This is a genomic window from Deinococcus sp. Arct2-2 (genome assembly GCF_004801315.1).
Taxonomy (GTDB): Bacteria; Deinococcota; Deinococci; order Deinococcales; family Deinococcaceae; genus Deinococcus.
On record NZ_SSNW01000014.1, the window covers coordinates 26,362 to 51,623 of the forward strand.

The 25,262-nt window shown below is 63.5% G+C and carries 20 protein-coding genes; 15 read left to right on the forward strand and 5 right to left on the reverse strand.

Annotated elements, in window-relative coordinates; all coding sequences use genetic code 11:
- Positions 1–65 precede the first annotated feature (65 nt).
- The 6 genes from E7T06_RS08415 (at position 66) to E7T06_RS08440 (ending at position 8,629) form a co-directional block, all read left to right on the forward strand.
- Positions 66–1,751 carry an ABC transporter substrate-binding protein gene (locus E7T06_RS08415; protein WP_136365391.1) on the forward strand — a complete coding sequence of 562 codons (1,686 nt, stop codon included), beginning with the start codon at positions 66–68 and terminating at the stop codon, positions 1,749–1,751.
- Positions 1,752–1,862: 111 nt separating this feature from the next.
- Positions 1,863–3,338, forward strand: coding sequence for a serine hydrolase domain-containing protein (locus E7T06_RS08420; protein ID WP_136365392.1), 1,476 nt, complete (start codon positions 1,863–1,865; stop codon positions 3,336–3,338).
- A gap of 62 nt (positions 3,339–3,400) precedes the next feature.
- The gene (locus E7T06_RS08425) at positions 3,401–4,882 is read left to right on the forward strand and encodes a serine hydrolase domain-containing protein (protein WP_136365393.1); all 1,482 of its coding nucleotides are present in this window, start codon (positions 3,401–3,403) and stop codon (positions 4,880–4,882) included.
- Entirely contained in the window at positions 4,879–6,513 is a 1,635-nt protein-coding gene (locus tag E7T06_RS08430) for an amidohydrolase family protein (protein WP_136365394.1), read from the forward strand. The genes E7T06_RS08425 and E7T06_RS08430 overlap by 4 nt, the downstream gene beginning before the upstream one ends.
- A gap of 80 nt (positions 6,514–6,593) precedes the next feature.
- On the forward strand, positions 6,594–7,448 hold the full coding sequence (locus E7T06_RS08435) for a MurR/RpiR family transcriptional regulator (protein ID WP_136365395.1): 855 nt from the start codon (positions 6,594–6,596) through the stop codon (positions 7,446–7,448).
- 410 nt (positions 7,449–7,858) lie between these two features.
- Positions 7,859–8,629 (forward strand): glucose 1-dehydrogenase, encoded by a 771-nt coding sequence (locus E7T06_RS08440; RefSeq protein WP_136365396.1) that lies wholly within the window; start codon positions 7,859–7,861, stop codon positions 8,627–8,629.
- A 68-nt stretch (positions 8,630–8,697) separates the two neighbouring features.
- Here E7T06_RS08440 and E7T06_RS08445 read toward each other — a convergent pair whose 3' ends face one another.
- The 5 genes from E7T06_RS08445 to E7T06_RS08465 all read right to left on the reverse strand — a co-directional run bounded on the left by E7T06_RS08445 (position 8,698) and on the right by E7T06_RS08465 (position 14,080).
- Positions 8,698–9,591 carry a carbohydrate ABC transporter permease gene (locus E7T06_RS08445; protein ID WP_136365397.1) on the reverse strand — a complete coding sequence of 298 codons (894 nt, stop codon included), beginning with the start codon at positions 9,589–9,591 and terminating at the stop codon, positions 8,698–8,700.
- Positions 9,588–10,478 carry a sugar ABC transporter permease gene (locus tag E7T06_RS08450; protein ID WP_136365398.1) on the reverse strand — a complete coding sequence of 297 codons (891 nt, stop codon included), beginning with the start codon at positions 10,476–10,478 and terminating at the stop codon, positions 9,588–9,590. Before E7T06_RS08450 ends, E7T06_RS08445 begins: the two co-directional genes overlap by 4 nt.
- Before the next feature lie 238 nt (positions 10,479–10,716).
- On the reverse strand, positions 10,717–12,063 hold the full coding sequence (locus E7T06_RS08455) for a sugar ABC transporter substrate-binding protein (protein ID WP_136365399.1): 1,347 nt from the start codon (positions 12,061–12,063) through the stop codon (positions 10,717–10,719).
- 77 nt (positions 12,064–12,140) lie between these two features.
- Entirely contained in the window at positions 12,141–13,244 is a 1,104-nt protein-coding gene (locus E7T06_RS08460; RefSeq protein WP_136365400.1) for an alcohol dehydrogenase catalytic domain-containing protein, read from the reverse strand.
- Positions 13,245–13,246: 2 nt separating this feature from the next.
- Positions 13,247–14,080 carry a DeoR/GlpR family DNA-binding transcription regulator gene (locus tag E7T06_RS08465; RefSeq protein WP_136365401.1) on the reverse strand — a complete coding sequence of 278 codons (834 nt, stop codon included), beginning with the start codon at positions 14,078–14,080 and terminating at the stop codon, positions 13,247–13,249.
- A gap of 445 nt (positions 14,081–14,525) precedes the next feature.
- Here E7T06_RS08465 and E7T06_RS08470 point away from each other — a divergent pair, with 445 nt between their 5' ends.
- The 9 genes from E7T06_RS08470 (at position 14,526) to E7T06_RS08510 (ending at position 25,230) form a co-directional block, all read left to right on the forward strand.
- Positions 14,526–16,262: a ribulokinase gene (locus E7T06_RS08470; protein WP_136365402.1), complete on the forward strand. Its 1,737-nt coding sequence runs from the start codon at positions 14,526–14,528 to the stop codon at positions 16,260–16,262.
- Complete coding sequence (gene glcF / locus E7T06_RS08475) at positions 16,262–17,545, forward strand: glycolate oxidase subunit GlcF (protein WP_136365403.1); 1,284 nt, start codon at positions 16,262–16,264, stop codon at positions 17,543–17,545. The genes E7T06_RS08470 and glcF overlap by 1 nt, the downstream gene beginning before the upstream one ends.
- Positions 17,546–17,723: 178 nt before the next feature.
- Complete coding sequence (locus E7T06_RS08480) at positions 17,724–19,118, forward strand: FAD-linked oxidase C-terminal domain-containing protein (protein ID WP_136365404.1); 1,395 nt, start codon at positions 17,724–17,726, stop codon at positions 19,116–19,118.
- Between the two features lie 258 nt (positions 19,119–19,376).
- Entirely contained in the window at positions 19,377–20,033 is a 657-nt protein-coding gene (locus E7T06_RS08485) for a DUF5639 domain-containing protein (RefSeq protein WP_136365405.1), read from the forward strand.
- A 109-nt stretch (positions 20,034–20,142) separates the two neighbouring features.
- The gene (locus E7T06_RS08490) at positions 20,143–20,559 is read left to right on the forward strand and encodes a hypothetical protein (protein WP_136365406.1); all 417 of its coding nucleotides are present in this window, start codon (positions 20,143–20,145) and stop codon (positions 20,557–20,559) included.
- Positions 20,560–21,264: 705 nt separating this feature from the next.
- Positions 21,265–21,744 (forward strand): hypothetical protein, encoded by a 480-nt coding sequence (locus tag E7T06_RS08495; protein ID WP_136365407.1) that lies wholly within the window; start codon positions 21,265–21,267, stop codon positions 21,742–21,744.
- A gap of 32 nt (positions 21,745–21,776) precedes the next feature.
- A complete protein-coding gene (locus tag E7T06_RS08500) occupies positions 21,777–22,535 on the forward strand; it encodes a DeoR/GlpR family DNA-binding transcription regulator (protein ID WP_136365408.1) in 759 nt (252 codons plus the stop codon).
- Between the two features lie 62 nt (positions 22,536–22,597).
- Positions 22,598–24,160 carry a GMC family oxidoreductase gene (locus tag E7T06_RS08505; protein WP_136365409.1) on the forward strand — a complete coding sequence of 521 codons (1,563 nt, stop codon included), beginning with the start codon at positions 22,598–22,600 and terminating at the stop codon, positions 24,158–24,160.
- Positions 24,157–25,230, forward strand: a complete 1,074-nt coding sequence (locus E7T06_RS08510) for an SIS domain-containing protein (RefSeq protein ID WP_136365410.1) — start codon at positions 24,157–24,159, stop codon at positions 25,228–25,230. Before E7T06_RS08505 ends, E7T06_RS08510 begins: the two co-directional genes overlap by 4 nt.
- Positions 25,231–25,262: the final 32 nt, after the last annotated feature.

The following is a 25,262-nucleotide window of genomic DNA, read 5'->3' on the forward strand; positions in this document are numbered from 1 at the left end:
CTCCCGCTCCCCCGCACGTTCCGTCCATCGACCAGCCGCCTTTTCTCTTCCCCGGAGGTTCACCCATGAAACGCACCCTGCCCACTATGAGTACAGCCTTGACCCTGGCCCTGCTCGCCCCCTCCGCCCTGGCCACCCCTGCCAACACGCTGGTCTACCAGATTGCCTCGGCCACTGCCAGCGTCGAACCCGCGCAGGCCGTCGTAACCTTCGACGTGCTGCCGGTCAAGCAGATGTACGAGGGGCTGTACCTCGACAACTTCGGCAAGTACCAGCCGCTGCTGGCCACCTCCTTTACCCAGAGCAAGGACGGCAAGACCACCACCTTTAGCCTGCGTAAGGGGGTCAAGTTCCACGACGGCTCGGCCATGACCTGCGCCGACGCCGAATACTCGATGCGGCGCACCTTCCTAGTAGGCAGTGAAACCTCGCTGGCTGCCCAGGTTCGCGCCAATCTGCTGAGCATTCCCGGCTTCACCCCGGAGGTCAAGAAGACCTACACCTTCACCAAGTTGGCGAGCATGGTCAAGTGCAACGCGGCGGGCCAACTGGTGCTGACGCTGGACCGTAACGTTCCCAGCCTGCTGGATTCCATCACCCAGACCTACATCGTGCCGATGAAGACTCTGGTGGCGGGCGGCGACTGGAGCGGCACGGCCAAAGATTTTGACGCTTTTTTAGGCAAGGACGTGTCCAACTCGGTGTTGGCGCAGAAGCCCATCGGCACCGGGGCGTACCAGTTCGTGGCCCGCGATCCCAGCCGCTTCGTGCTGAAAAGCTTTGACGGCTACTGGGGCGGCGCGCTGAAGCTGAAGAACATCATTCTCCAGAAGGTAGACAGCGACACTGCCCGCGTGCTGGCGCTGCAAAAGGGCGACGCTGACATCGCGCTGATTCCAGACCGCGACACGCTGGCGAAATTAAAGGGCGTGTCCGGCGTGTCCGTCTATGAGGACCTGCCCACCCAGAACCTGACCAGCGTGGTGCTGTTCAACCAGAACATCAAGGACGACAAACTGCTGCCCGCCGGGCAACTGGCCGAGAACAACATCCCCGCCAATTTCTTCGGCGATGTTCATGTCCGCCGGGCGTTCGCGGCAATGTTTGACACCAAGACCTTTGTCAAAGACGGCTTGCAGGGCTTTGGTCTGGCCCGCAACACCACGCTGCCGCCAAACAACTGGGCCAACGACAAGACCCTACGCCCCCCGGCCTACAACCTCAAGACCGCCGAGGCCGAACTCAAGCAGGCGTTCGGCGGCAAACTGTGGACCACGGGCTTTACCATTCCCCTGTCCACTTTCGGCGGCAGCGGGCTATCGCAGGTGGTGGCGGGCATCTTCAAGCAGAACATCGAGCAACTGAATCCCAAATTCCATGCCACGGTCAGCACGCTGGAACTGAGCGCGGCCAACGCCTCGCTGCTGGGCGGCAAACTACCTTTCGGCGCACTGACCTGGGGCGGCGCGGACCCGGACACCAACCTGCGCGGGCTGTACAGCTCCGAAGGCATCCTGGCCCCGGCCACCAACATCAAAGACCCCAAGATGGAAACCATGTTGAACGCGGCCCGCGACGCCGTGGGCCAGAGTGCTCGCAGGCCGCTGTACAAGTCGCTACTGACCTACTTAAATGCGCAGACCTACGCCTTCCCGCTGCCGCAACCGCTGGTCTTCGCGGCCACCACCTCGGCCCTCAAGGGCTACCCGGAATTCAACAAGACCACCCTGTTCCGTGTACTGAGCAAATAGGCGTTTCAGGCCGCCCGTTCGTGACCCGCCGCGCCAAGTTAGGCGCGGCGGCAGAGGGAATCGGTCGCAGCCCGTTCGCCCGCCTCCGTTTCCCAGTTCGAGGAGAACAGCATGACCGCCACCACAGCCAGAAGCAGCACCGAACTCGCCGCCGCCTTCGAACAGGAGGCCAGACGCTTGATGGAGGAATACAAGATTCCCGGCGTCACGCTGGGCCTGCTGACCCCGGACGGCGATCACTTCGTCAATCTGGGCGTCACCAATCTAGAAAACCCACTGCCCATCACGGAAGACACCATCTTCCAGATCGGCAGCACCACCAAGACCATCACCTCGCTGACCTGTTCGGTGCTGGTGGCGCAGGGCAAACTGGACCTGGACGTGCCGGTGCGAACCTACCTGCCCGACTTCAAGCTGAAAGACGAATCGGTGGCCGCCACTTTAACGGTGCGCGACGTGCTGACCCATCAGGGCGGCTTTCAGGGCGACCTCTTCGAAGAGACCGGCAACGGCGACGACGCGCTGGCAAAGGTGCTGGACATCCTGGCCGAGTCGCCGCAGGTGGTGCCGCTGCGCGGCCACTGGAGTTACAACAACGCCGGGTTTTACGTGGCCGGGCGGGTGATCGAGGTGCTGACCGGCAAGCCCTTTGAAACCGCCGTCACCGAACTGATCTTCGGGCCACTGGGCATGGACCACACCCTCTTTTTCCCCAACCAGGTGATGACCTACCGCTTTACCACCGGACACAACAAGATCGAGGGCGAGATGGTGATCCAGCGGCCCTGGATTCTGCCGCGCTCGTCGGCCCCGGCGGGCGGAACCTTGAATTCCAGTCTGCGGGACATGACCCGCTACGCCCGTTACATGATGTCGGGAACCCTGCTGGCAGCGGTCTATCATGGGGCCGGGGCGGAAGGCGACGCGACCCAGCCCGCCGAGGCGTCACCGCTGGAAACGCTGAACCGCGCCCAACTCTGGACACCGCAGCGGCCCATCGGCAACGCTGTTAACGCCTTTCCGGGCGAGCTGGGCCAGATCGGGCAGAGCTGGTTTATCGATCAGTACCCGGAGGCCACCATCATCAGTCACGGCGGCACCACCCATGGCCACCAGTCGGACTTCTGGGTCTCGCCGGACCGGGGGGTGGGCTTTATCGCCATGACCAACGCCAGCAACGGCCACGCCTACAACCGCAAGCTCAGCAACTGGATCAAGCGCGAGCTGCTGAGCCTCAGCGCCCCGGAGCAGCCAGACCATCCCGTCAGCCCCGAGGACCTGAGCGCCTATGAGGGCGAGTACCTGATCATCGGCATGCCGCTGAAAATCAGCTCTCACGCCGAGGATGGGCAGCTGACCCTCGCCATTCCCGACACCACGCCCGGCGCGAGCGGCACCAAGCCCGCCCCGCTGCGCTTTATCGGCCCGGACCGCGCGCTGGTGACGGGCGGCGGCGACATGGACGGCACCGGCGTCGAGTTCCTGCGCGGCAAAGACGGAGGGGTAGAGTTCATGCGCTTCGGAGCGCGGCTCTATCCGCTCGAGAGCCAAGAGGCGGCCCAGGCACTGCCATTGACCGCGCTGTAAAGACCGAGCTTAGCGACTTTTTGTCGTGTATTCGCCGCGTCAGGCGGCAGGGAGGCCCACACATGACCGTAGCCACCACCAAGAGCAGCACCGAACTCGCCGCCGCCTTCGAACAGGAGGCCAGACGCTTGATGGAGGAATACAAGATTCCCGGCGTCACGCTGGGCCTGCTGACCCCGGACGGCGATCACTTCGTCAATCTGGGCGTCACCAATCTAGAAAACCCACTGCCCATCACGGAAGACACCATCTTCCAGATCGGCAGCACCACCAAGACCATCACCTCGCTGACCTGTTCGGCGCTGGTGGCGCAGGGCAAACTGGACCTGGACGTGCCGGTGCGAACCTACCTGCCCGACTTCAAGCTGAAAGACGAGTCGGTGGCGGCAGCGCTCACCACGCGCGACGTGCTGACCCATCAGGGCGGCTTTCAGGGCGATCTGTTCGAGGAAACCGGCGAGGGCGATGACGCCGTGGCAAAGGTGCTGGACGTGCTGGCCGAGTCGCCGCAGGTGGTGCCGCTACGCGGTCACTGGAGCTACAACAACGCCGGGTTTTACGTGGCCGGGCGCGTCATCGAGGTCATCACCGGCCAGACCTACGAGGCCGCCGTGACCGAACTGGTGCTGAAGCCGCTGGGCATGGACCACACCTTCTTTTTCTCCAACGAGATCATGACCCACCGCTTCGCCGCCGGGCACAACAAGATTGAGGGCGAAATGGTGGTGCAGCGCCCCTGGATGATGATGCGCTCGGCAGCTCCGGCAGGCAGCAGTTGTTCGTCCACCGTCAGCGATATGGCGAAATACGCCCACTACATCATGTCGGGAACGATGCTGGAACAGGCGGAGGCGACGCAGAAAGCGGCGGACGACTCGGCAGCGACGGAAAAGGCCGAAGTTCCCAAAACGCCCACCCTGAGCGGGATGGACCGCACGCACCTGTGGAAACCCGTCCGCCCCGTCGGTGTGGGCATCAATTCCTTTCCCGGCGAGGAAGGGCAGGTGGGCCAGAGCTGGTTTATAGATCAGCACCCGGACGCCCTGATCATCAGCCACGGCGGGACCACGCTGGGTCAGCAGTCGGATTTCTGGGTGTCGCCGGACCGGGGGGTGGGCTTTATCGCCATGACCAACGCCAGCAACGGCCACGCCATGAACCGCAAATTGGGCGAGTGGGTCAAGCGTGAGCTGCTGGGTCTGGTCAAGCCGGAACGCGCGGCAGTTGAGTTGAACGCGGACCAGCTCGAAACGTTTTCGGGCACCTACGACGTGATCGGTCAGACCTACAAGATCACGGCAGAAGTGGAGGACGGCCAACTGGCGCTGGTCATCCCCAACACCACGACGGGCGGCACCGAGAAGCTGGCCCTGCGCTTTATCGCCCCCGAGCGCGCCATCGTGATGGGCGGCGACGCGGACGGCATCGGCGTGGAATTTCTGACCACGGACGGCGAGGTGGACTTCCTGCGCTTCGGCGCACGGCTGTACCCGCTTGCCAGTGCGAACGCCGCCAGCGCAAGCCTGCCGGTAGACGCCCTGTGAGTCAAACCTGGATCACCGGGGGCACCCTGCTGGACGGCACCGGAACCCCCGGACGCCGGGCCGACCTGCTGATCGAGGGCGAGCGCATTGCCCGGATCAGCGGCCCCGGCGGCCCCGCACCCGCTGGGGCCGAGGTGGTGGACGCCACAGGCCTGACGGTGGCCCCCGGCTTCATCGACGTGATGAGCCATTCGGTGTCCACGCTGCTGCACGACGGCCTGAGCGTGGGCAAGGTCACTCAGGGCGTGACCACTGAAATCATGGGCGAGGGCTGGACTCCGGCCCCAGCGGTGGAGGGCGAGGCGCACGGCTTCCCCATTCACGGCCTGCCCGGAGAGGACGCGGCGTGGATCGAGCGTTCAAGAGGTTGGACGCGCTTCGGCGACTGGTTGAGTGCCCAGGAAGAAGTGGGGGCGGCGGTGAACTTCGGTTCGTTTATTGGCGGCGCAACCGTCCGGATGGCGGGCCGGGGCCACGCCGAGGGAGACAGCACGCCGGAGCAGATCGCCCAGATGCGCCGGGTGGTGAGGGGGGCCATGGAGGACGGCGCGTTCGGGATGGCAACGGCCCTGATCTATCCGCCCGGCAGCTATGCCAGTACCGATGAACTTGCCGCCCTGTGCGAGGAAGTCGCGGCGTTCGGGGGCATCTACATCACCCACATGCGTTCGGAAAGTGCCGCCATTCTGGACGGGCTGGAAGAAGCGCTGGACATCACGGGGCGCAGCGGAGCGCGGCTGCATCTGTATCACCTGAAGGCGGCGGGCGAGGCGGCTTGGCCCAAGATGGAACAGCTGATTGAGCGGGTGAATGCCGAGCGGGCGGCGGGCCGGGACATCTCCGCCGATATGTACCTGTACACCGCCGGGGGCACGGGGTTGGCGGCTCTTGCGCCTCCGTGGGCCAGCGAGGGCGACCAGTTGGTGGAGCGCCTGCGAGACCCGCAGTCCCGCGCCACCATTCGGCAGGCCATCTTGGAGCCGGACGGCACCTGGGAGCCGCTGGGCAGCCTCGCCGGGCCAGCCGGAGCCTTCCCGGTGGGCCTGAAACTGCCGGAACACCGGGCCTACATCGGCAAGTCGCTGGCCGACATTGCACAGGCGCGGGGGCAGGACTGGATCGACGCGGCCCTTGACCTGATCACTTTGGAGCCGGAACGGGTGGGCTGCCTGTTGCATCTGATGACCGAAAAAAACATCGAACGCCAACTGCTGGAACCCTGGGTGATGCTGGGATCAGATGCGGCGGGCTACGATCCGGCCCTGCAACCCGATGGGGGCACCACCGGACACCCCCGAGCAATGGGAAACTTTGCCCGCCTGCTGGGCCACTATGTGCGCGAACGCGGCGTGCTGACCCTGCAGGACGCCGTGCACCGCATGACCGGACTGCCCGCTGGGCACCTGCGCCTGACCGACCGGGGCGAACTGCGGGCGGGGGCGTTTGCCGATGTGGTGGTCTTCGATCCGGCCACCATTCAAGACCGGGCCACCTACGCCGATGCGGGCCAACTGTCTACCGGAGTGCGTGACGTGTGGGTCAACGGGGTACGTGTCTTGCGGGACGGCCAGCACACCCGCGCCCTGCCCGGTCACCGTCTTTCCGGCTCCCAGCAGCGCAGCCCGCAATGAACGCCGCCCCCCATGACGCCGCGCCCAATGAAGAATTCATCCCGCCCCACTCTGCGGGCAGGCGGTAGCGTGGGGGCCGCATGATCACCTCTCCCGCCGCCCTGCCTGCCCCCTTACCCACCACCGTCGTGGACTTGCTGCTGAAGGGTCTGGAAGGTTTCGGACGCCGTGACCAGATTATTGCCCGCCACTTTATAGACCACGCCGAAGAATTGCCGTTCCTGAGCGCCCTAGAACTGGCCGAAGCCCTGAATGTCAGCGGCGCGGCCATCACCCGCTTTAGCCAGCGGGTGGGCTTCGAGGGCTATCCGCACTTGCAGCGGGTCATTCGGCAGGAGTTGCGGGCCACCCTGGGCATCAAGCAACCGGGGCAGCAGGACGCGGTGGTGGCGAGCTTCTGGGCCAGCCAACGGGCCAACCTCGACATTCTGGAAACCGTGTCCGAACAGCAGTTGTTGGAGGTGGCCCGCGCTCTCGTGCAGGCCCGGCAGGTCTGGGTCATCGGGGCGCGGTCTTCGTATGGGCTGGCCCTCACCACCGAGTATCTGCTGTCGTCGTTTCGGCCCAGGGTGCAGGCCTACTCCACCGACCAATTGGCAAGTCGGCCCGAACAACTGCTGGAAATGAACGCCGAAGACGCGGTGCTGGTGTTCACCGTCCGGCGCTACAGCCGCTCCACCACCAAAGTCACCACCGCCCTGCAAAGCCGGGGGGTGCAAGTCTTGCTGCTCACTGATCAGGGCGCGTCCCCTCTCGGCAAAATCGCCCACCACAGCATCCGGATTCCCACGCAGGGATCTGAAGCGCTGGCCTCTCTGGCCCCCATTCTCAGCCTGGTGTCCTTGATTGCCTCGCTGGTGGCCCGCGAACTGGACGGCGGGCACCTTCAGGAAGCCGAACAACTGAAAGAAGCGTTTTCGATCTACGAATATTGAGGGTAGTGGTGAACTGGGTTGATCAGTGGTTCGGACGGTTTTTAGTTTCAAAAAGCAGTCCAGAGAGAAACGTGGTCTGGGACGCCCTGCACGTTCCCCCCTCCCAGCCTCCCCCGCAAGGGTGGAGGAGCGAGAACACCGTGTTCTTGAACAGTGATCGGCAAAATCAGGAAACTGTCCGAACCATTGTTTGATGCACAACTAGAAAGACTTGCCTATATGGGGCGGGAACGCTCCTGGGTGGCCCCCTCACCCCGCTGCTGTGCAGTGCCCCTCTCCCGCAGGTGGAGAGGGCAACACCCCATGTTCGAGACTCTTTTTAATCCCGCATGAGAGACACACCACGCGGCCACTTTCCAGCGGCCAACTGTCCTGCCCCTCTCGTTCTACGACTGGCGCACAATAACCCCATGACCGATCCGCACCTGCCCCCGGTTTCCCGCCCCAACGTTCAGTTCGATTTCAGCGGTCAACGTGCGCTCGTGACTGGCGGGGGGAAAGGCATTGGCCGGGAAATCGCGTCTCTGCTGGCCCGCAGTGGGGCGGCGGTGGTGGCGGTCAGCCGCAGTGCCGAAGACCTGTTCAGCCTCAGCCGGGAAACAGGCTGCGAGGGTGTAGCCGCCGATCTGGGCACGGTGGACGGCGCGAAACGGGCCGCCGAAGCCGCCGGGCCGATTGACCTGCTGGTAAACAACGCAGGAATTGCCTTGCTGGAGCCGTTTTTAGATGCCACGCCCGAAGCCTTTGACCAGACGATGAATGTGAATGTGCGGGCCGCCCTGATCGTGAGTCAGGTGGTGGCGCGGGGCATGATCGCGCGGAGAACAGCGGGGGCCATCGTGAACGTGTCCAGCCAATCCTCATCGGTGGGGCTGCCGCTGCACGCCGCCTACTGCGCATCTAAAGGGGCGCTGGATCAACTGACCCGCGTGATGGCGATTGAACTGGGGCCACACGGCATCCGGGTCAATGCCGTGAATCCCACCGTGACCCTGACGCCGATGGGCCAGATGGCGTGGGGCGATCCGGCCCGCAGCGCCCCGATGCTCTCCCGCATTCCGCTGGGCCGCTTTGCCCAGCCCCTTGATGTGGCTCAGGCGGTGGCCTATTTGCTCAGCGACGGGGCGGCCATGATCAACGGCGTGATGCTTCCGGTAGATGGGGGGTTTTTGACCTCGTAGCTTTGGGCAGCGAGACAGCAGGACGGGGCATCCACTCGCCCCGTCCTGCTGTCCATTTTTTCTGGCCCCTACTTGATGGCCCCCATCGTGAGGCCCTGCACCAGATGGCGTGACACCAACAGCGAGAAAATGACGACGGGCAACACAATCAGCGTGCCCGTCGCCATGATTGCGCCCCACGGCACGTCGTAGCCGCTGAGGAAGTTGGTGGCGCGAACCGGAGACGTCACGCCGTCGCCGCGCGTGAGAAACAGGGCGAACAGCAACTCGTTCCAGCTAAAAATAAAGCTGAGGATGCTGGACACCACCACGCCGGGCAGGGCCAGCGGTAGCGCGATTCTTAGGAAAATGAAGCCGGGCGACGCGCCGTCCACCATAGCGGCCTCGTCCAGTTCCCGTGGAATCGAGCGGAACTGATCGGTACAGATCCAGACCACCACCGGAATAGAAAACGTGAGGTACATGGCGATGAGGAGGCCCGGATGGCCGATCAGCCGGAGTTGCGAGGCCAGAAGATACACCGGCAAAATGATGACCACCGGCGACATGAAGCGGTTGGAGATGAACCAGAACCACAGGTCATCTTTGCGCCTAAAGTCGAAGCGGGCCAGTGCATAGGCGGCGGGCGTGCCCAGCAGCACGGCCAGCACGGTGGCGGTCGTCGCCACGATCAGCGAATTGACGAGGCTGCCGCCCACGTTGTACTGCTCGCCCAAAATGGTGCGGTAATGCTCCAAAGTGCCTGTAAACAGCAGCAGCGGCGGCTTGGAGAAAATCTGATTGGTGGTTTTGAGCGAGGTGCTGACCATCCACAGGAACGGAAACAGCGTGCCGAACAGGACAACCAACAGGCCGAATCCGTGCAGAGCCGCTTTGACCCGGCTGGAACGGCGGGCACGCTGCACGGCCAACTGATCGGCGGTTCGGGGCACAGCAGCAGCAGAAGTGGAGTGCGTCGTCATGCGTTGTCTCCCCGGTAGAGATAGCGGATATACATCCGAGACAAGACGGTGGTGAGTACCAGCATCAGGATGGCCTGAGCCGATGCCACGCCCTGATCGAAGGCCCCGCGCAGGCCGATGCGCGTGATGTACAAATTGATCAGTTCGGTGGAACTGCCGGGGCCGCCGCTGGTCAGGGTGTACACCATGTCAAATTGCTTGAGGATGTCGGCGGTTCTCAGGATCAGGATGGCGGTCAGCGCGGGCAGCAAAAACGGCAACTGGATGTGGCGCAGCATGGCCCAGAAGGAGCGGGTTTCCAGCGTGGCGGCTTCTTCCACTTCTACCGGAACAGCCGTCAGGCCCGACAGGAAAATGAGTGCAGCAAAGGGCGTCCACTGCCAAATTTCCATCAGCAAAATGGTGACGAACGCCAGATTGGGATTGCCCAGCCACTCGGTGCCCACCGTTTGCCCGGTGACACTGTTGAGGGCAAAATTGACCACGCCGAAATCCTGGTTGAACATCAAGCGCCCGATCAGGCCTGTGACCACCGGCGTCATGGCGAGCGGAATCACGAGCGCCACCCGCGCAAAGCCGCGCAGTCTGCCCCACGGCCCGCGCCGCAGCAGCATGGCAATGCCGAGGCCCAGCGCAATCTGAATGGGCAGCGACACGCCCAGATACAGCAGCGTGCGCCCAATCGCGCCCCAGAACGAGCCGTCTTTGAGAACCGTCAAGTAATTGCTGAGCCACACGAAGTCGTGAGGAATGTTGGGCTGCGCCAGCAGGTAGGTGTGCAGCGACACCCACGCGGCGAAGATCAGCGGATAAATGCCCACCACTGCCAGAACCAGCACGGCGGGCGCGAGGAAGACGAACGGGGTGATGCGTCGTTGGGTATGCATAGGGCAGCACGCTCCGGGGCTGGCAGAAAGGGCGGGTGATGAACGAAAACGGATAGGCGTTCAAGCTCAGATCCGGTTCTGATACCGGGTGTCTGATATTGGGGCCGACGCAGGCGGCACAATCAATGGCGAATCAACAGAAATTGGGGAGGCCCGCAGCCGAACAGAAATACGGGAGAGAAGACCAGCCTGACCGCGCCTGCACACTCGGCCCTGCTGGACTTCTCCACCCTGCGGCTTACTGCAGCTTCAGCTTTTTGCCGCTGTAGTAGCCCGCTTTGGTCAGAATGGCCCGCACCTGATCGTCGATGGTTTTGGCTCCGGCCACCGTGCTGAGCTGCCCCAGCATGATCTTGGTACCGTTTTCGGCCACGATCTGCGAGATCTGGGGCCACTCGGCAAAGCGGGGGCGGAAGGCAGGGACAGCGGTTCCGGCGCTCCACGATTTCACCATCGGGTCGACGTAGAGGTACTTGGCGCGGATGGCGGGGTCTTTGTACACCGCCTGCCGCCCGCTGACGCCGCCTGCCTGCACGTAGGCCTTGGCGTTCTTCTCCGCCGTGATCCACTGAATGAACAGGTACGCGGCGGCCTGCTTCTTGGCGTCCGAATTGGAGTTGACCCCCAGCGAGAACCCGCCCAGCGCAGGCTTGAGGCCCGCCGAACCCAGCGGCTCGGTGGTCACGCCCAGACAGTTCAGGCCGATTTTGGACTGCTTGGGATCGGTGATGGTGGGGTAAAACGCAGACCATTCGGTGATGATCGGCACCGTGCCTTGGTTAAAGGCGTTGACCACTTCGTTGTGATCCATGTCTACCACGCCGGGAGGCATGTACTTCATCAGGTCTTGGCGGAACTTCAGGCCCCGCTGCGAGGCGGCGCTGCCGAGGGTAGGCTGGAAGGTTTTGGGGTCGATCAGGCTGCCGCCCGCCAGCCAGAGGGTGCGCATAAACGAGTCGGCACTCTGGGTTTCGCCCCGGCGAGACTGCAAGGCAAACGCGTACTTGCCGCCCCCCGTCAGCTTGGGGCCGTAGACCTTCAGCAGCTCATCCCACGTCTTGGGCGGGCCACTGAATCCGGCGGCTTTCAGGCTGCATTTGTTGTAGTACATCAGGCCGGAATAGTTGTCGAAAGGCAGCCCGTACACCTTATTGTTCCAAGTGCCGAAGGAATTGAGCAGCACCGGGAAGAAGCCCTTGAGGTTCAGCGCGGGATCGGCCAGCTTGGGGTCTTTGAAGAACTTGTCGAGCGGCACCATCCAGCCCGCGTCGGCAAACTGACCGATCCAGACCACGTCGCTGAGGACCAAATCGGCCCCACCGCCCGAGGTGAAGTCCAGCACGTAGCGTTGGTTGGTGCTTTCATACGGCACGACTTCAAAGTTGATCTTGATGCCCGTTTCCTTTTCAAACTGCGGAATCAGCGCGGCGGCGGCCTTGTAGCCGGGGCGGTCGAGGAAAATGGCGCTGACGGTGGTGCCTTTGTAGGGCGCGGCGGCAGCGGCCAAACTCCACGATTGGGCGTGGGCTTGGGCACCCAGCAGGGCGGTCACGGCGGCGGACAGGGCAAGGGCAGTACGTTTCATGGAAAGCCTCCTGAAGATGGGGGAAGTGGACGGGGTTGATGGGGCGCAGGACAAGCCTGTTTGGGTCAGCGTGGACATCATGTGGGGTCTTGACGGTCACCGGGCACGGTTCCGCCCGGATAGATCACGGCTTTCAGGAACCCGTCTTTGGCCTCAAAGGCGTCGCTAAAGGCGCGGGCGGCGTCTTCCATGGGGTAGTGGTGGGTGGCGATGGGAGTGATGTCTACCCGGCCCGAGCGCACCAGTTCAATCGCGCGGGGATAGACGTGGCCCATGCGCCGCGACATTTTGATGATCAGGGCCTTGCGCCGGGCGTTGGCCGCCGTCATCTGGAAGGTGTCGCCGTCAGGGATGCCCACCAGCGTGATTCGTCCGCCGATGCGGGCAATCTGCGCGGCCTGTTCGGGGGCGTCGGGCGAGGTGGTGGCTTCCAGAACGTAGTCCTCTCCCCTGCCCCTGGTGATGTCCAGAATCTCGGAATAGTGTTCGTGAACGCTGTCGGCCCCCATCCCCCGCGCCGCTTCGCGCCGGGCCGCCTTGGGTTCCACCATCCGCACGTGCGCCGCGCCGCACACTCGGGCCACTTGCAGCAGCATCAGCCCAATCGGGCCAGCGCCCAGCACGGTCACGCCGCTCATGGGTTTGATGCGGGTGATGTCCAGCGCGTGCAGCGCCACGCCCAGCGGCTCCAACAAAGCGGTCAGCGCAGGCGAAAAGCTGTCCGGCACGGCAAACAGGCTGTGTGGCGGCACGCTGATGTATTCGGCCAAGCCGCCGTCCACGCCAGGTGATCCCAGAAAGCGCACGTTGGGGCACAGGTTCGGATAGCCCGCCACACACTGCTCGCAGTGGCCGCAGTGCTGCGCCGGATCGACGGCGACCAGCGTGCCGTCGCTGAGGCCGTAAGGCTCCCCGGTGCCGCCGATGACGGTGGCGGCGAACTCGTGGCCGGGGGTCATGGGGCTGCGGATCACGGCGGGGCCGATGCCGCCTTCGGTGTAGTAGTGCATGTCCGAGCCGCACACGCTCACGGCTTCCACCTTCAGCAGCACCTCGCCGGGCCGGGCCAGCGGGCGAGCTTCGTCGTGCAGCCGCAGGTCGTGGGCCGCGTGCAGCCGCGCCGTTCTCATGGTGGCCGGGGGGAGCAGGGTGGGCAGGGCAGCGGGATGTTCTTGGGTCATGCTCAGTTCCTCCTGTCGGACAGAGAGGCGGCCTGCGGCGCGGTGTGGGCTGCCGTCGCTGCTTCGCTGGTCAGCAGCACCTCGACATCGTGCTGGTCGCAGTACTTCCGGTAATTGGGCGGCATAGCGTCGCAGACCACCGCATGCACGTCTTCTAGGTGTCCGATTTGCGGCCCCACCACCTGACCGAATTTGCTGGCGTCGGTGAGCAAGACAGTTTTGCGGGCGGCCCGGATCACGGCGCGAATGACCCGCGCTTCTTCTTCGGTGTAGATGGTCAGGCCGCCTTCCAAACTGACGCCTGTGACGGCAATAAAGGCGTAATTGAGCTTGAGGGTCGCCAACGCCGCCTCGGTGGTAGGGCCAACCAACGCTTCCACAAAACCCACCAATTGCCCGCCCAGCAGGGTCACGTTCACGCCCTGCGGCGTGCTGCGGGCCAGTGCGGTGGCGGTGGGCAGGCTGTTGGTGTAGACCTGCAACTCGTCTTGGTGGAGTGCCAGCGCGAACTCGTGCGCGGTGCTGCCGGGGGCCAGATACAGACTCGTGCTGGGGCGCACCAACGTCTGGGCCAAGTGTGCCACCGCCACTTTGGCCTCATGGTTTTGCACGGCGCGGTCTTGGAAACTCTGCTCTATGTAATTGCGGAGCACCGCGCCGCCATGCACCTTCCGCAGCAGATTCAGCCGGGCCAAGTGCGCGAGGTCACGGTGAATGGTCATCTCGGACACGCCGAGGTCACGGGCCAGTTCAGCCACTTTGCAGCTGCCCCGCTCCTGCAATTCCTTGAGCACATATTTGTGGCGTTCATCGGCCATGCGGGACGGACTCGGCATATTTTTGGTCTCCTTGCCAGCAGATCAGGCGGGGAACGCACAGAGGGGAAACACGGGGCAGCCGCTCAGGCCAAGCAACAGGCCAAGTCCCAAGTCAGCACGGGGCGAGCAAGTCAGACAACGGTGCGTCTATAAATGAGTGATTTTTTGTTACGTTTGGAGTATGCGGTGGGAAAGTCTGAATGTCAAGCCACAGGGAATCACAGCAGGCAAGGTAGGCTTGGCCGAGACCGATGTTGACGATATCCGACTGTCAAGAGAGGAGAAGCAGGAGTTGTCCAGCTGTCGACCGTAGCCAATCGGCGAGAGTTGGGCTACACTCGCCTCAGCTCAAAGATCACAAATAATCACATCAATGATTGAGAGGGGAACGCGCCCGCTTCCGCACAGGCTCAGCACCGACGCCCGGTAGACATAGCCACCCAAATCCGAATCAGGAGAGCAGATGAGTGACCCACCCGACCTGCCTGCCGCCTTCTCAGACGCAGCGTTTCCAAACCGCATGGACGCCCACCCCAGCGCCTCCTACCTGATCGGCCTCGACTACGGCACCGAATCGGCCCGCGCCGTGCTGATGCGGGCAGACGGCCCGGAGATTCTGGCAAGCGCTGTTCACCCCTACCGTCATGGCGTGATCGAGCGGCACCTCAGGGGGCGTCCGTTGCCGCGCACCTACGCCCTGCAAGACGCCGACGACTATCTGCTGGCCGCCCGTGAGCTGCTGACCAGCGTGGGCGCGGCGCTGCCCGCTGACGCCGAACTCGCAGGCATCGGCGTCGCGTTTACGTCCAGCACACCCTTGCCCGTCAACGCTCAGGGCGACCCGCTCTCCCGCCAGTTTGCGGAGGAGCCGCACGCGTATGTGAAACTCTGGAAGCACCGGGCAGCGGCGGAGTACACCGCGCCGTTTCAGGCGATGGCCGATCTGGACTATTACGGCGGCAGTTCTTCCCCGGACTGGTTGCCCGCCAAAGCGCTGGAACTGGCCTCCGAGGCCCCGGAACTGTGGGCGCACACCAGCCGCTTTGTGGAGGCTGCCGATTGGCTGACCGCTCAGCTGTGCGGCGAAATTGCCGATGAAGTTCGCAGTGCCAGCCACGCCGGATTCAAGGCCCATCACCGGGGCGGCCAGTCTCCGCCGGAAGTTGAGTCGGCACTGGCTGGGCGCTTGGGAACGGGCCTGCCGCAACCGCTGGGCACGGCGGCTGGACGGCTCAGCGCCGAGTGGCAGGCAGAGTGCGAATTGCCCCGTTCTGGCTTGTCCAGCCGTCCCATCGTTGCCGTGTCCACCATCGACGCCCACGCCGCTTGCTTGGGCCTCGGTCTCGATCAGGACGGCGAACTCACCGCGATTCTGGGCACGTCGGCCTGCTACCTGCTGTCCTCGCGGGAAGAACGGGCTCTTCCCGGCATTTGCGGCGTGGTAGACGGCGGCATCGTGCCGGGACTGTACGGCTACGAGGCGGGACAGGCAGGCTTCGGCGACGTGCTGTCGTGGTTCGTTCGCACCCACCCGGCCTTTCTTGGGTGCAGCGAGGCGCAGAGTTTTGAGCACTACAACGCGCTGGCCGCCGCCCTGCGGCCCGGTGAACACGGCCTGTTGGGGCTGGACTGGTTCAACGGGTGCCGCACCCCGCTCGACCGGGGCGACCTGAGCGGGCTGCTGCTGGGCTACAGCACCGCCACCACCTTGGCCGACATGTACCGCGCCCTGTTGGACAGCCTGTGTTTTGGGGCGCGGCGGGTCATCGACACCTTCCGGGCGGCGGGGGTGCAGCCTACCCGCATGGTGCTGACGGGCGGCCTCAGCGAGCGGCATCCGCTGTTGGTGCAGCTGCTCTGCGACGTCGTGGGTCAGCCGTTGGAAGTGGCGCAGACCGAATCCGCGTCGGCACGGGGAGCTGCCATTCACGCAGCGGTGGCCTGCGGCGCGGCTCCCAACTTTGGCGCAGCCTGCCGCACATTGGCCGGACGCGAGACCCGCACCGTGCAGCCTGACCCTGCCCATCACGCCATCTATAACGTGTTGTACACCGCCTACCTTCAACTTGGCACGCTACTGGCCGCCAGCCCCGTCATGGCGCAGGTGCAGGCGTTGGCGTCCAGCATCAGAACAGATCAACGGCAAGACAGTGTTCCTGCTCAAGCTCATGTGGCCGCTGCCACTACCGGGAGACCCTGATGAACAACGAGATTCGCAGCCACCACCCGGACGGACAGGGCGAACTCATGGCGCACGCCGTCGACGCCTGCGTGCATTGCGGGTTTTGCCTGCCCGCTTGCCCTACCTATGCCCTGCTTGGCGACGAAATGGACAGCCCGCGTGGGCGCATCGTGCTGATGAAGGAAGTGCTGGAAGGCGCGTTGCCACTGGTTGAGGCGGCCCCTTACCTCGACCGCTGTTTGGGGTGCGTGGGCTGCGTTACGGCCTGTCCCAGCGGCGTGCCTTACGGCGAACTCATCACCAGTTTTCGCGGCTGGAGCGAACCTCAGCGCAGGCGTCCGCTGCTGCAAAAAGTTACCCGCGCGGCTGTTCTCACGATGTTGCCGCGTCCGGGCCTGTTCCGGGCAGGGGCCAGTGTGGGCCGCTTTGCCAAACCGCTGGCCCCGCTGCTGCCTGAGGCTCTGCGTGCGCCGCTGGATTTGCTGCCCCGCACGCTGGAACCAGCCCAACCGCTGCCCGCGCTCACGCCTGCTGAGGGGGTGCGGCGCGGTCAGGTGGCATTGCTGAGTGGCTGCGCCCAACAAGTACTGACGCCTAATTTCAACGCGGCCACCGTGCGGGTGCTGAGCCACAACGGCATAGAAGTCGTGGTACCGCCCACTCAGGGCTGCTGCGGGGCCGCCGCCATGCACACCGGAGCGCGGCCACTGGCGCTTCAGCAAGCGCGGCGCAATCTGAACGCCTTCGAGGAAACGCAGGTAGACGCCATCGTGTCCAACGCGGCGGGGTGCGGGGCGGGCCTGAAGGAATACCCGATGTTGCTGGCCGGAGAAGGCGAGCCAGACGAACGCCGCGCCCGCGAGTTGGCCGCCAAGGTGCAGGACATCAGCGAATATCTGGGCAAGCTTCTGGAGCGGGGCGAATTGGAACCGTTTCTGCCCACCTCGCGCCCCTTGAAGGTGGCGTACCACGACGCCTGCCACCTCGCCCACGCGCAGGGTGTGCGTGCTGCGCCGCGTGCGCTCTTGCGGGCCATTCCCGGCGTCACCGTGCTAGAAGTGCCGCAAGGCGATCTGTGCTGCGGCAGCGCCGGAACCTACAACCTAGAGCAGCCCGACTTGGCGGGGCAATTGGGCGATCTGAAAGCCCGCAACGTCATGGCAACAGGCGCGGAATACGTGGTCAGCGGGAACGTGGGCTGCCATACGCAGTTGCAAAGCCACCTGACCCGTTTGGGCAGCAAGGTTCGCGTGCTGCATACGGTGGAACTGTTGGATATGGCGTACCGGGGGGAACTATGAGGGAAGCTGGCAACGTAGATCGTGGAGCGTGGGCAGGGCAGATACGAGGATCACACGCCCTGTCCTCCCCTCTCAGGGGGGGCGTTGCGAAGCAACGGGGGGGGTTGCCTTTGGGTGTGCGGAGTCTGGATTGTAGAACGTGGACTGAGCCACAACCGAAGACAGTTGGGGGCCAAGTATGACCGTTGCCCCGCGTCCTTTCTCCACCCTTGCGGCCACCCTGAGCCGCCTGCTCGGCCCGCGCAAAGTCCTGTCCAGTCTGTCCGAGCGCCTGAATTACCGCTACGACGCCATCGCCTTTGGGGAAACGCCAATCTGTGTAGTGTTACCCGAAAGTACCGCTGATGTGGTGACCGCAGTCAAGGCGGCACGGGCAGCAGGTGTCCCGATTGTCGGACGCGGGGCGGCGAGTGGGCTTTCGGGTGGCGCGGCTCCCACCGAACCCGGCTTGGTCATCTCGTTTACCCGCATGACCCGCCTCAGCATTGACCCCGTGCGGAGAGACGCTGTAGCTCAAGCTGGGGTCATCACGTTGGCCGTCACAGAAGCGGCCAAACCGTTTGGCTTGATCTATCCCCCTGACCCGGCCAGCTTCCGCACGTCTACGATTGGCGGCAACTTGGCCGAGAATGCAGGCGGGCCGCTGTGTTTCAAATACGGCGTGACCGGCGACTATGTGCAGGGCTTGGAATTTGTCGATGCGGAGGGGGAGGTGCATCACCTCACCCGCGACGCCTACGACTTGGCGGGCCTGCTGATCGGCTCGGAAGGCACGCTGGGCCTGATTACGGAAGCGACTTTACGCCTGACTTCTCCGCCCAAGTTTACCCGCACCCTGATGGCCCATTTTGCCGAAGTCGGTCAGTGTGCCGAGGCGGTGAGTGCGGCGATTGCCGCCGGAGCCGTGCCCAGCAAACTGGAATTTATGGATCGGGCCTGCACCAACGCCATTGAGGACTACTTGCATCTAGGCTTGCCCAGAGAGGCCGAAGCGGTGCTCTTGGTAGACACCGATGGGGATGATGTGGAAACGGTGGAAGAAGAACGGGCGCTAGTGGAAGCAGCGTGCCGGAATGCAGGCGGCACCGTGAGCCGCGCCGAAACGGATGCCGAAGCCGCACAACTCTGGCAAGCGAGACGCAGCGTCTCGCCCGCGTTGGGCCGCATTCGCCCGCAGCGCATGAATGAAGACATCGTGGTGCCGAGGAGTGTGTTGCCTGAAGTCGTGCGCGAAATTCGGGCGTTGGGTGACGCCTCAGGGCTGCATCTGGTGCAGTTTGGGCATATCGGTGACGGCAACTTGCACCCCAACATCCTGTTCGATCCGCGCACCGAATCCTTGGAGGCGGTGCATGAGTTGGCGCATGAGGTGGCCCGTGTCGCCATCCGGCATGGCGGGGTCCTCAGCGGCGAACACGGCATCGGCTCGATGAAGCTGGCCTTTATGCGCGAAGCGGTAGATGCAGGCACGTTGGCCGCACTTTGGCGGGTCAAGCACGCGCTTGACCCACACGGGGCACTCAATCCCGGCAAGGTGCTGCCTACAGAAGTGTTGCCTACGGAGTTGGCGTGAAGAGATGGTCTCAGGGTCAAGCGTCGCAGCGCGTGTTTATAGAGCGCCATTTAAATGGTTCATTCTCCGTACAAGACTGTGTTGATGGGTTGTTGCTCCCTCTCCCCTTGCGGGAGAGGGCTGGGGAGGGGGGAAGTGAGCGCAGCGATTGCCGTTCTACACGCAACTTGGCAACACCGCCGATCCTTTATAAGCACGCTCTCAGAAGCACAGAGGCTCAGACACCTGCCCACATCCCACATTTCCCGAAGGCCAGCCATGCCGATTCTTGAGCTTTCTCCGGGTGATCAGACGCTCACCGTCACCGGCGATACGGCATTGCTGGAGGTCTACGCCGCCTTGCCTGCGGGCTTGTATCCGCCGTTTCCGCCCGTGGAATTGCCCGGTGGCGTGGGCGGATTGATCAGTCGTGGGGGCTTTGGACAGACTTTTTTCTTCGCCGCCGAAGTGTTGGGCCTGACGTTCATTTCGCCCAGCGGTCAGCGCATCGTGGCGGGCGGGCGCACGGTCAAGAATGTGCAGGGCTATGACCTGACCCGGCCCTTCGTGGGCAGCTTCGGAGCACTCGGCACGGCAGAAACCATCACACTTCGGCTACGGCCGGGCCGAGTGAGCGCTCACCACAGCCGAAGAGGAATGCTCTCGGACACCGCCGATCTTCCGGCCAGATTCGTATGGCAAGCAGGTGACGCGCTTCATGCCTTCCATGCAGGTCACGCTGCCGAAGTCAACTTGGTGATGAGGCAATTTGGGGGCACACCGTATACAGGACAGCTTAATTACTGCCCGCAGTTTGAACAAGGCATGGGTATTGGCGAGCAGGCAACGCTGCAAGATCGGCGCTTTTGTTGGGCCAATGGGGCTGTGGTGCCAAGCGTCCCTGCTCTATTTCAACGGTTGGCCCGTCGCCTCTGAACGGAAGGCGAGAGAGCGACATGTTGAAGAACATCTGATGTCGTTGCGAACCTACGGAAAGTACAGCAAGTCCGTACAGGCCCTCTTCGCCCTACTGTAGGCTTCCCCCATGACAGACCCTTTTCTTTTGACCCCGGCTGAGGCGACACGCTTCGTGGAGGCCTTGTTGGGCCTGATGATCGAACATGGCCTGAGCAGCCTGATAGCGGGACAGGGAGGGGGGCAGTTGGGTCTGACTGGGCCCGGCCAGTTCGTGACCCAAGACCTCAATTTCCATTTCATGTCCCCGGAAGAACACCGCTCTGCGGCGCAGGCCTACCAGCTTCCGGCGCACCTGTTCCGGCCCGCCGCTGGCCCCCGAACCGATCAGGACGCTGGGCGGTTTGTGCGTGCGCTGGGCCAGTTATTCGATCTGCACGGCGTCTACAGCTTGCAGTTCGAGTCGGGCGCACATCTGGGTTTCCGGGCCGATGGCGCGGCACGTGAGTTTGTGTTGGAAGGCGTCAAGGTCAATACGCGGCCTTAACGCCTCCGCCTCTGCCGGTGGCCGACAGGGAGCATCTGTTGAGGGGCATTCATTTGCCGTTTGGATCGGTCTCCGTCTCAGGGTCACTGGGCGAAAGCGGTCCGGCCAGCACATGTACAACCACCTTCTAAAAACGCTCAGCCTGCTCAGGATTGGGGGCGTAGGCGGCCACTCCATTTCACGGTGTCAGGTACGGGCGGGGCCGCCTCTTGGCACCCTTCTTGCAGCGCCCCCACGCTGGTTGAAGCAAGCCCTGAAGATCTCGGTAGCTCCGTGGAAAGTGGGAGCAGGAGGGCTTTGGAGCAGTCTGGTCAAAGCACGCCCCTCTAAACGTTTGCAAGCAGAGGGGAAGCAGTTTGATCTCCCCCGGTTGACCAAGAGTAAACCGCGTCTACGAAGTCAACTTCTCCGAGTTCTTCTTGGAAAAGAAGCGTCTGAACTGTCGTCAGGCGTTCTCCGATAAGGCCGTTCCAGACAGCGAATGTTCTAATAAACCGAGTGTGCTGAGTGAGATGAAAGCCAGGCGTCCGTGACCCCATCTTGTTAAATGATCGTTTTTTATGTTAACTTGAACATAGATCTTGTTCAACACAGAAGGGTATGTGGGATCCCCCATACCGAGGAGGCTCTCTGTCGCTTCAGCTAGGGTTATCACCGTCCGTATCGGTTCAGGCTCCTTCCAAGCTCAGCTTGGGTAGGGTGCTGATGCAGTGCATCGCCCAAATCTCACCGAAGCAAGGCATCTTTTATACGATCGGTTTTGCCACCACTCAAACAGGCATTTCTGCGCCTCTCACCTCTCTGACGGCTCTGCTGGTGTGCTTAGGCGTGGGGACTTTGTTGGGGCCAAACAATGTGTTCAACTTGCTCGGAACGACTGGCACATTCGTCTACATCCCTGTTTTTATCCTGATGAACCTCGCCGCCTACCGCTTCTTCCGTGAACAGCGGCCCAGCGAGTTCAATTTCTGGTCACAGCTGTTGTTGCCTGTGCTGTCGACAGCCGCGCTCCTGTTCATCGGCTACAACAGCATGGTGCCGTTGCCCGCCGCGCCTATCGTTTTCGCACCCCTGCTGACCCTGTTCTACCTTGCGGTGGGCTTAGGAATCTTGTTTGGCCGCACCCTCAGACCCGGACAGCGGGCGTGGCGCACTCAGGCGGGCAACTTGCCCGAAGTGTCCTGAGGCTCCTGGTGGGATCTGGCAAAGTGTCCCTTATGCAGACCAAAGCCCGGCAGAACGAAATTTTGCAGCAGCTTGCCCGTGAGGGTGAACTGAGTATCACGGATCTCAGCGCCCTGTTCAGTGTGTCTGAAATGACCATTCGCCGTGACCTGAATCAGTTGGCCGCGTCTGGACTGGTCGTGCGAACACATGGCGGCGCTTCCCGGATGCTCAGCAGCAGTTTCGAGCCGCTGTTCGAGCAACGTGCACGGACGAACGCCGAGGCCAAAGAGCGCATCGCTGGCGCTGTGGCCCAGCAGATCAAAGATGGACAGACCGTGATTTTGGACGGCGGCAGTACTGGGTTGGCAGTGGCGCGGGCCTTGGTGGGCCGCCGCCTGACGGTGTGCGCCCTCAATCTGCGCGTGGCCCAAATCCTTTCGGAGAACGTCGCCACCCACGTCATCGTTCCCGGCGGCGTGATCCGTACCCACGAACTCAGTTTCGTCGGCTCTGAAACAGAGCGCTCGCTCGGCCAGTACAACTTCGACGTGTACGTGATGACGGCTTCTGGACTGGAGACCGCCGCCGGGTTTACCGAGTGGAATGCAGAAGACGCCGCCGTCAAGCGGGCCGCCCTCGCCTCCGCCCGGCGCACCGTTGCCGCCTGTGACTCTTCCAAATTCGGTCAGGTGGCCTTCGCGCACATTTGTCACCTCAAAGACGTGGACACCGTCGTATCTGACCCGGCCCTAGGAACGCAGCAGAGCCGTGACATTACCGTTTCAGGCTCTCAATTGCTGATCGCCTGAGTGCGCCGCGCCTAAGACTGAACAGTTCAGTGCCGGACGCTCCCCCCCTCAAGGAGATTGCCATGACCCAGAACTTTGTTCACCTTCCCACTGTTCCCTTTCCCACCTACGTAGACACCCTTGTGATCGGCGGCGGCACCGGGGGCGCGGCCTTTGCCGGAACGCTGGCCGCCCACAGCGACGAATCCGTGCTGCTGCTGGAGGCGGGGCCGGATTACGGAAGCCGCACCGCCGGACAGTGGCCGGACGACCTGCTCGACGCCCGCTCTATTCCGCTGTCGCACGATTACGACCTGCACACCACATCGGGCGGCGCGGCCCTCGACTTGCCCCGCGCCCGCGTGCTGGGCGGCTGTTCGTCTCATAACGGCTGCACCGCGTCTATCGGTGCACATCTGGACTACGACGAGTGGGCCGCGTGGGGCAATGCAGGCTGGAGCAGCGAAAACGTGACGCCGCTGCTGCACTGGGCCAGAGACCGGTTCCGGGTGCGCCGCTACCGCATGGACGACCTGACCGTACCGCAGCGGGCCTTTGTAGAGGCGGGCCTCGCTGCTGGGCTACCCTACGCCGACGATCTGGACACGCTGGAAGCCGCCGAAGGCATCGGCCCCATGCCGGTAAATGTAGTCGACGGCGTGCGCTGGAACAGTGCCTTCGCCTTTCTCGATCCGGTGCGGGGGCGGCCCAACCTGAGCATCGTGGGCAGGGCCGAAGTGCAGCAGTTGGTCATTGAAGACGGCAAGGTGCGGGGCGCGGTGGTGCGGACTGCTGAGGGCGAGACCCTGATTCATGCCCGCCGGGTGGTGGTGTGCGCGGGCGCCTATCACTCGCCTGCCCTGCTGCTGCGCTCCGGAATCGGGCCAGCCGACGAACTGCGTGCCCTCGGCATACAAGTCGCTTTAGATTTGCCCGGTGTGGGGCGGCATCTGCTGGATCATTCCTGTGTGGGGCTGCATTTTGCCGGACAACCGGGGCTGCTGGACACGCTGGCCGAGCGCCCGTGGAGTCCCGACGAACAAACGGTGGGCCGCGCCCGGTCTTCGCGCTGCGACGACGGCCCGTATGACATTCATGTGTTTATGGTGGCCGGATCGAATTCGGGGCATCCAGAATTGCCGCCCATCAGCCTGTACGGCGGGGCCATGCGTGCCGTCTCCGAAGGCCGCGTGACGCTGGCCCCCGATCTGGACGTGACCCGCCCCGTCATCGATCACCGCTACGGCACCGATCCGGGCGGCTATGACCGTCAGGTGCTGCGCGAGGCCACCGACCTCCTGCTTGATCTGGCGTCGCGCCCCGAACTGGCCGAAGTGCTGGGCCAGCGCGTGATTGTGGACGGTCAAGACGATCCGCTCGACCACATCGTCAATTATTGCCACCCGGCAGGCAGCTGCAAAATGGGGCCAGCCAGCGATCCTCAGGCGGTGGTAGACAACCGGGGGCAAGTGCACGGAATCGGCGGCCTGTACGTGGCCGACGCCTCGATCATGCCCGCTATTTCACGCGGCAATATCAATTTGCCCACCGCCATGATCGGTGCCCGAATCGCGGCATTCATGCTGAGCCAAGAGCCGCATGAGCTGGTCAGCGGGCCAGTGGCCGTTTCAGGAGCAGGCGCGTGAGCGGGCCAGCCACTTCCAATCCCGCTTCGCCCGAACTGACTTCTTTTGAGCTGGACATGCTGGAGCAACCTGCGGCGCTTCGGCGGGCACTGGAACTTCGCGTGCCCCCGGAACTCGCCCACCTTGTCAACCGTCCGTGGAACCGCGTGGTCTTCACCGGCATGGGGTCTTCGCATTATGCCGCCCTCCCGACTTGGCGCAGCGCGGTGGCTGCTGGGCTTCCCGCTTGGCACCTCGACGCGGGGCAACTGCTGGACTCTCCCGATCTGCTAACCGACCAGACCTTGATCATCGCCACGTCTCAATCGGGAGCCAGCGGTGAAATCGTGGAACTGATCGAGCGGCAGCGGGGCAAGTGGGGTGCATTGATCGGCGTAACGGACATCGGACACAGCCCATTGGCCGCCGCTGCCGATTTGTTCTTGCCCCTCGGCAGCGGCCCCGAGGCCACCGTCAGCACCAAAAGTTATCTCAATACCCTGTTCGTTCACCGGCACATTGCGGCGGCCATTGCGCGCGAAGACCGCGCCGAGGTGGAGCAGGAACTTCACGGGGTTGCCGATCTGGTTGGGCCGTTGCTGAGTCCACTTGAGCTGGGTGAACTCGACTTGTCTGCTTTGGCGCGGGGCGTGCTTGAGCAGGCTGGATACCGCCTTGTTTCGATTGGCAAAGGAGACGACGCGGCCACCGCCTTGTACGCCAGCCTGATTATCAAGGAGGCAGCCAAAGTCGCGGTGGAAGGCTATATCGGCGGGCAATTCCGGCACGGCCCGATGGAATTGGCGGGCGCAGGGCTGACCGCCCTCGTATTCGGTGCACGCCGCACGGCTCCCGATGAAGGTCTCCGGCGTCTGGCACAGGACATCACTGCAACGGGTTCCCACGCTGTCCTCATCGGTGATGACCGCTTGGAGGGGGCCAGTACCACCGAAGTTCCCTGCGGTACAGCCTTCGCGAGCTTGGTATCGGGCGCACTGGTGGCCCAGCATCTCGCGGTTCAGTTGGCCTGCGCCAACGGGGTCATCCCCGGCGCATTCATCTACGGCAGCAAAGTCACGTCTACCTTGTGATGCACAGCGTTCAAGAACAGGCCGTCCCGGTC

Bases quoted from the DNA above. Each gene is read 5' to 3' on its own strand.
- E7T06_RS08415 (WP_136365391.1), top strand. From the start codon at position 66: ATGAAACGCACCCTGCCCACTATGAGTACAGCCTTGACCCTGGCCCTG.
- E7T06_RS08420 (WP_136365392.1), top strand. From the start codon at position 1,863: ATGACCGCCACCACAGCCAGAAGCAGCACCGAACTCGCCGCCGCCTTC.
- E7T06_RS08425 (WP_136365393.1), top strand. From the start codon at position 3,401: ATGACCGTAGCCACCACCAAGAGCAGCACCGAACTCGCCGCCGCCTTC.
- E7T06_RS08435 (WP_136365395.1), top strand. From the start codon at position 6,594: ATGATCACCTCTCCCGCCGCCCTGCCTGCCCCCTTACCCACCACCGTC.
- E7T06_RS08440 (WP_136365396.1), top strand. From the start codon at position 7,859: ATGACCGATCCGCACCTGCCCCCGGTTTCCCGCCCCAACGTTCAGTTC.
- E7T06_RS08445 (WP_136365397.1), bottom strand. From the start codon at position 9,591: ATGACGACGCACTCCACTTCTGCTGCTGCTGTGCCCCGAACCGCCGAT.
- E7T06_RS08450 (WP_136365398.1), bottom strand. From the start codon at position 10,478: ATGCATACCCAACGACGCATCACCCCGTTCGTCTTCCTCGCGCCCGCC.
- E7T06_RS08455 (WP_136365399.1), bottom strand. From the start codon at position 12,063: ATGAAACGTACTGCCCTTGCCCTGTCCGCCGCCGTGACCGCCCTGCTG.
- E7T06_RS08460 (WP_136365400.1), bottom strand. From the start codon at position 13,244: ATGACCCAAGAACATCCCGCTGCCCTGCCCACCCTGCTCCCCCCGGCC.
- E7T06_RS08465 (WP_136365401.1), bottom strand. From the start codon at position 14,080: ATGCCGAGTCCGTCCCGCATGGCCGATGAACGCCACAAATATGTGCTC.
- E7T06_RS08470 (WP_136365402.1), top strand. From the start codon at position 14,526: ATGAGTGACCCACCCGACCTGCCTGCCGCCTTCTCAGACGCAGCGTTT.
- glcF (WP_136365403.1), top strand. From the start codon at position 16,262: ATGAACAACGAGATTCGCAGCCACCACCCGGACGGACAGGGCGAACTC.
- E7T06_RS08480 (WP_136365404.1), top strand. From the start codon at position 17,724: ATGACCGTTGCCCCGCGTCCTTTCTCCACCCTTGCGGCCACCCTGAGC.
- E7T06_RS08485 (WP_136365405.1), top strand. From the start codon at position 19,377: ATGCCGATTCTTGAGCTTTCTCCGGGTGATCAGACGCTCACCGTCACC.
- E7T06_RS08490 (WP_136365406.1), top strand. From the start codon at position 20,143: ATGACAGACCCTTTTCTTTTGACCCCGGCTGAGGCGACACGCTTCGTG.
- E7T06_RS08495 (WP_136365407.1), top strand. From the start codon at position 21,265: ATGCAGTGCATCGCCCAAATCTCACCGAAGCAAGGCATCTTTTATACG.
- E7T06_RS08500 (WP_136365408.1), top strand. From the start codon at position 21,777: ATGCAGACCAAAGCCCGGCAGAACGAAATTTTGCAGCAGCTTGCCCGT.
- E7T06_RS08505 (WP_136365409.1), top strand. From the start codon at position 22,598: ATGACCCAGAACTTTGTTCACCTTCCCACTGTTCCCTTTCCCACCTAC.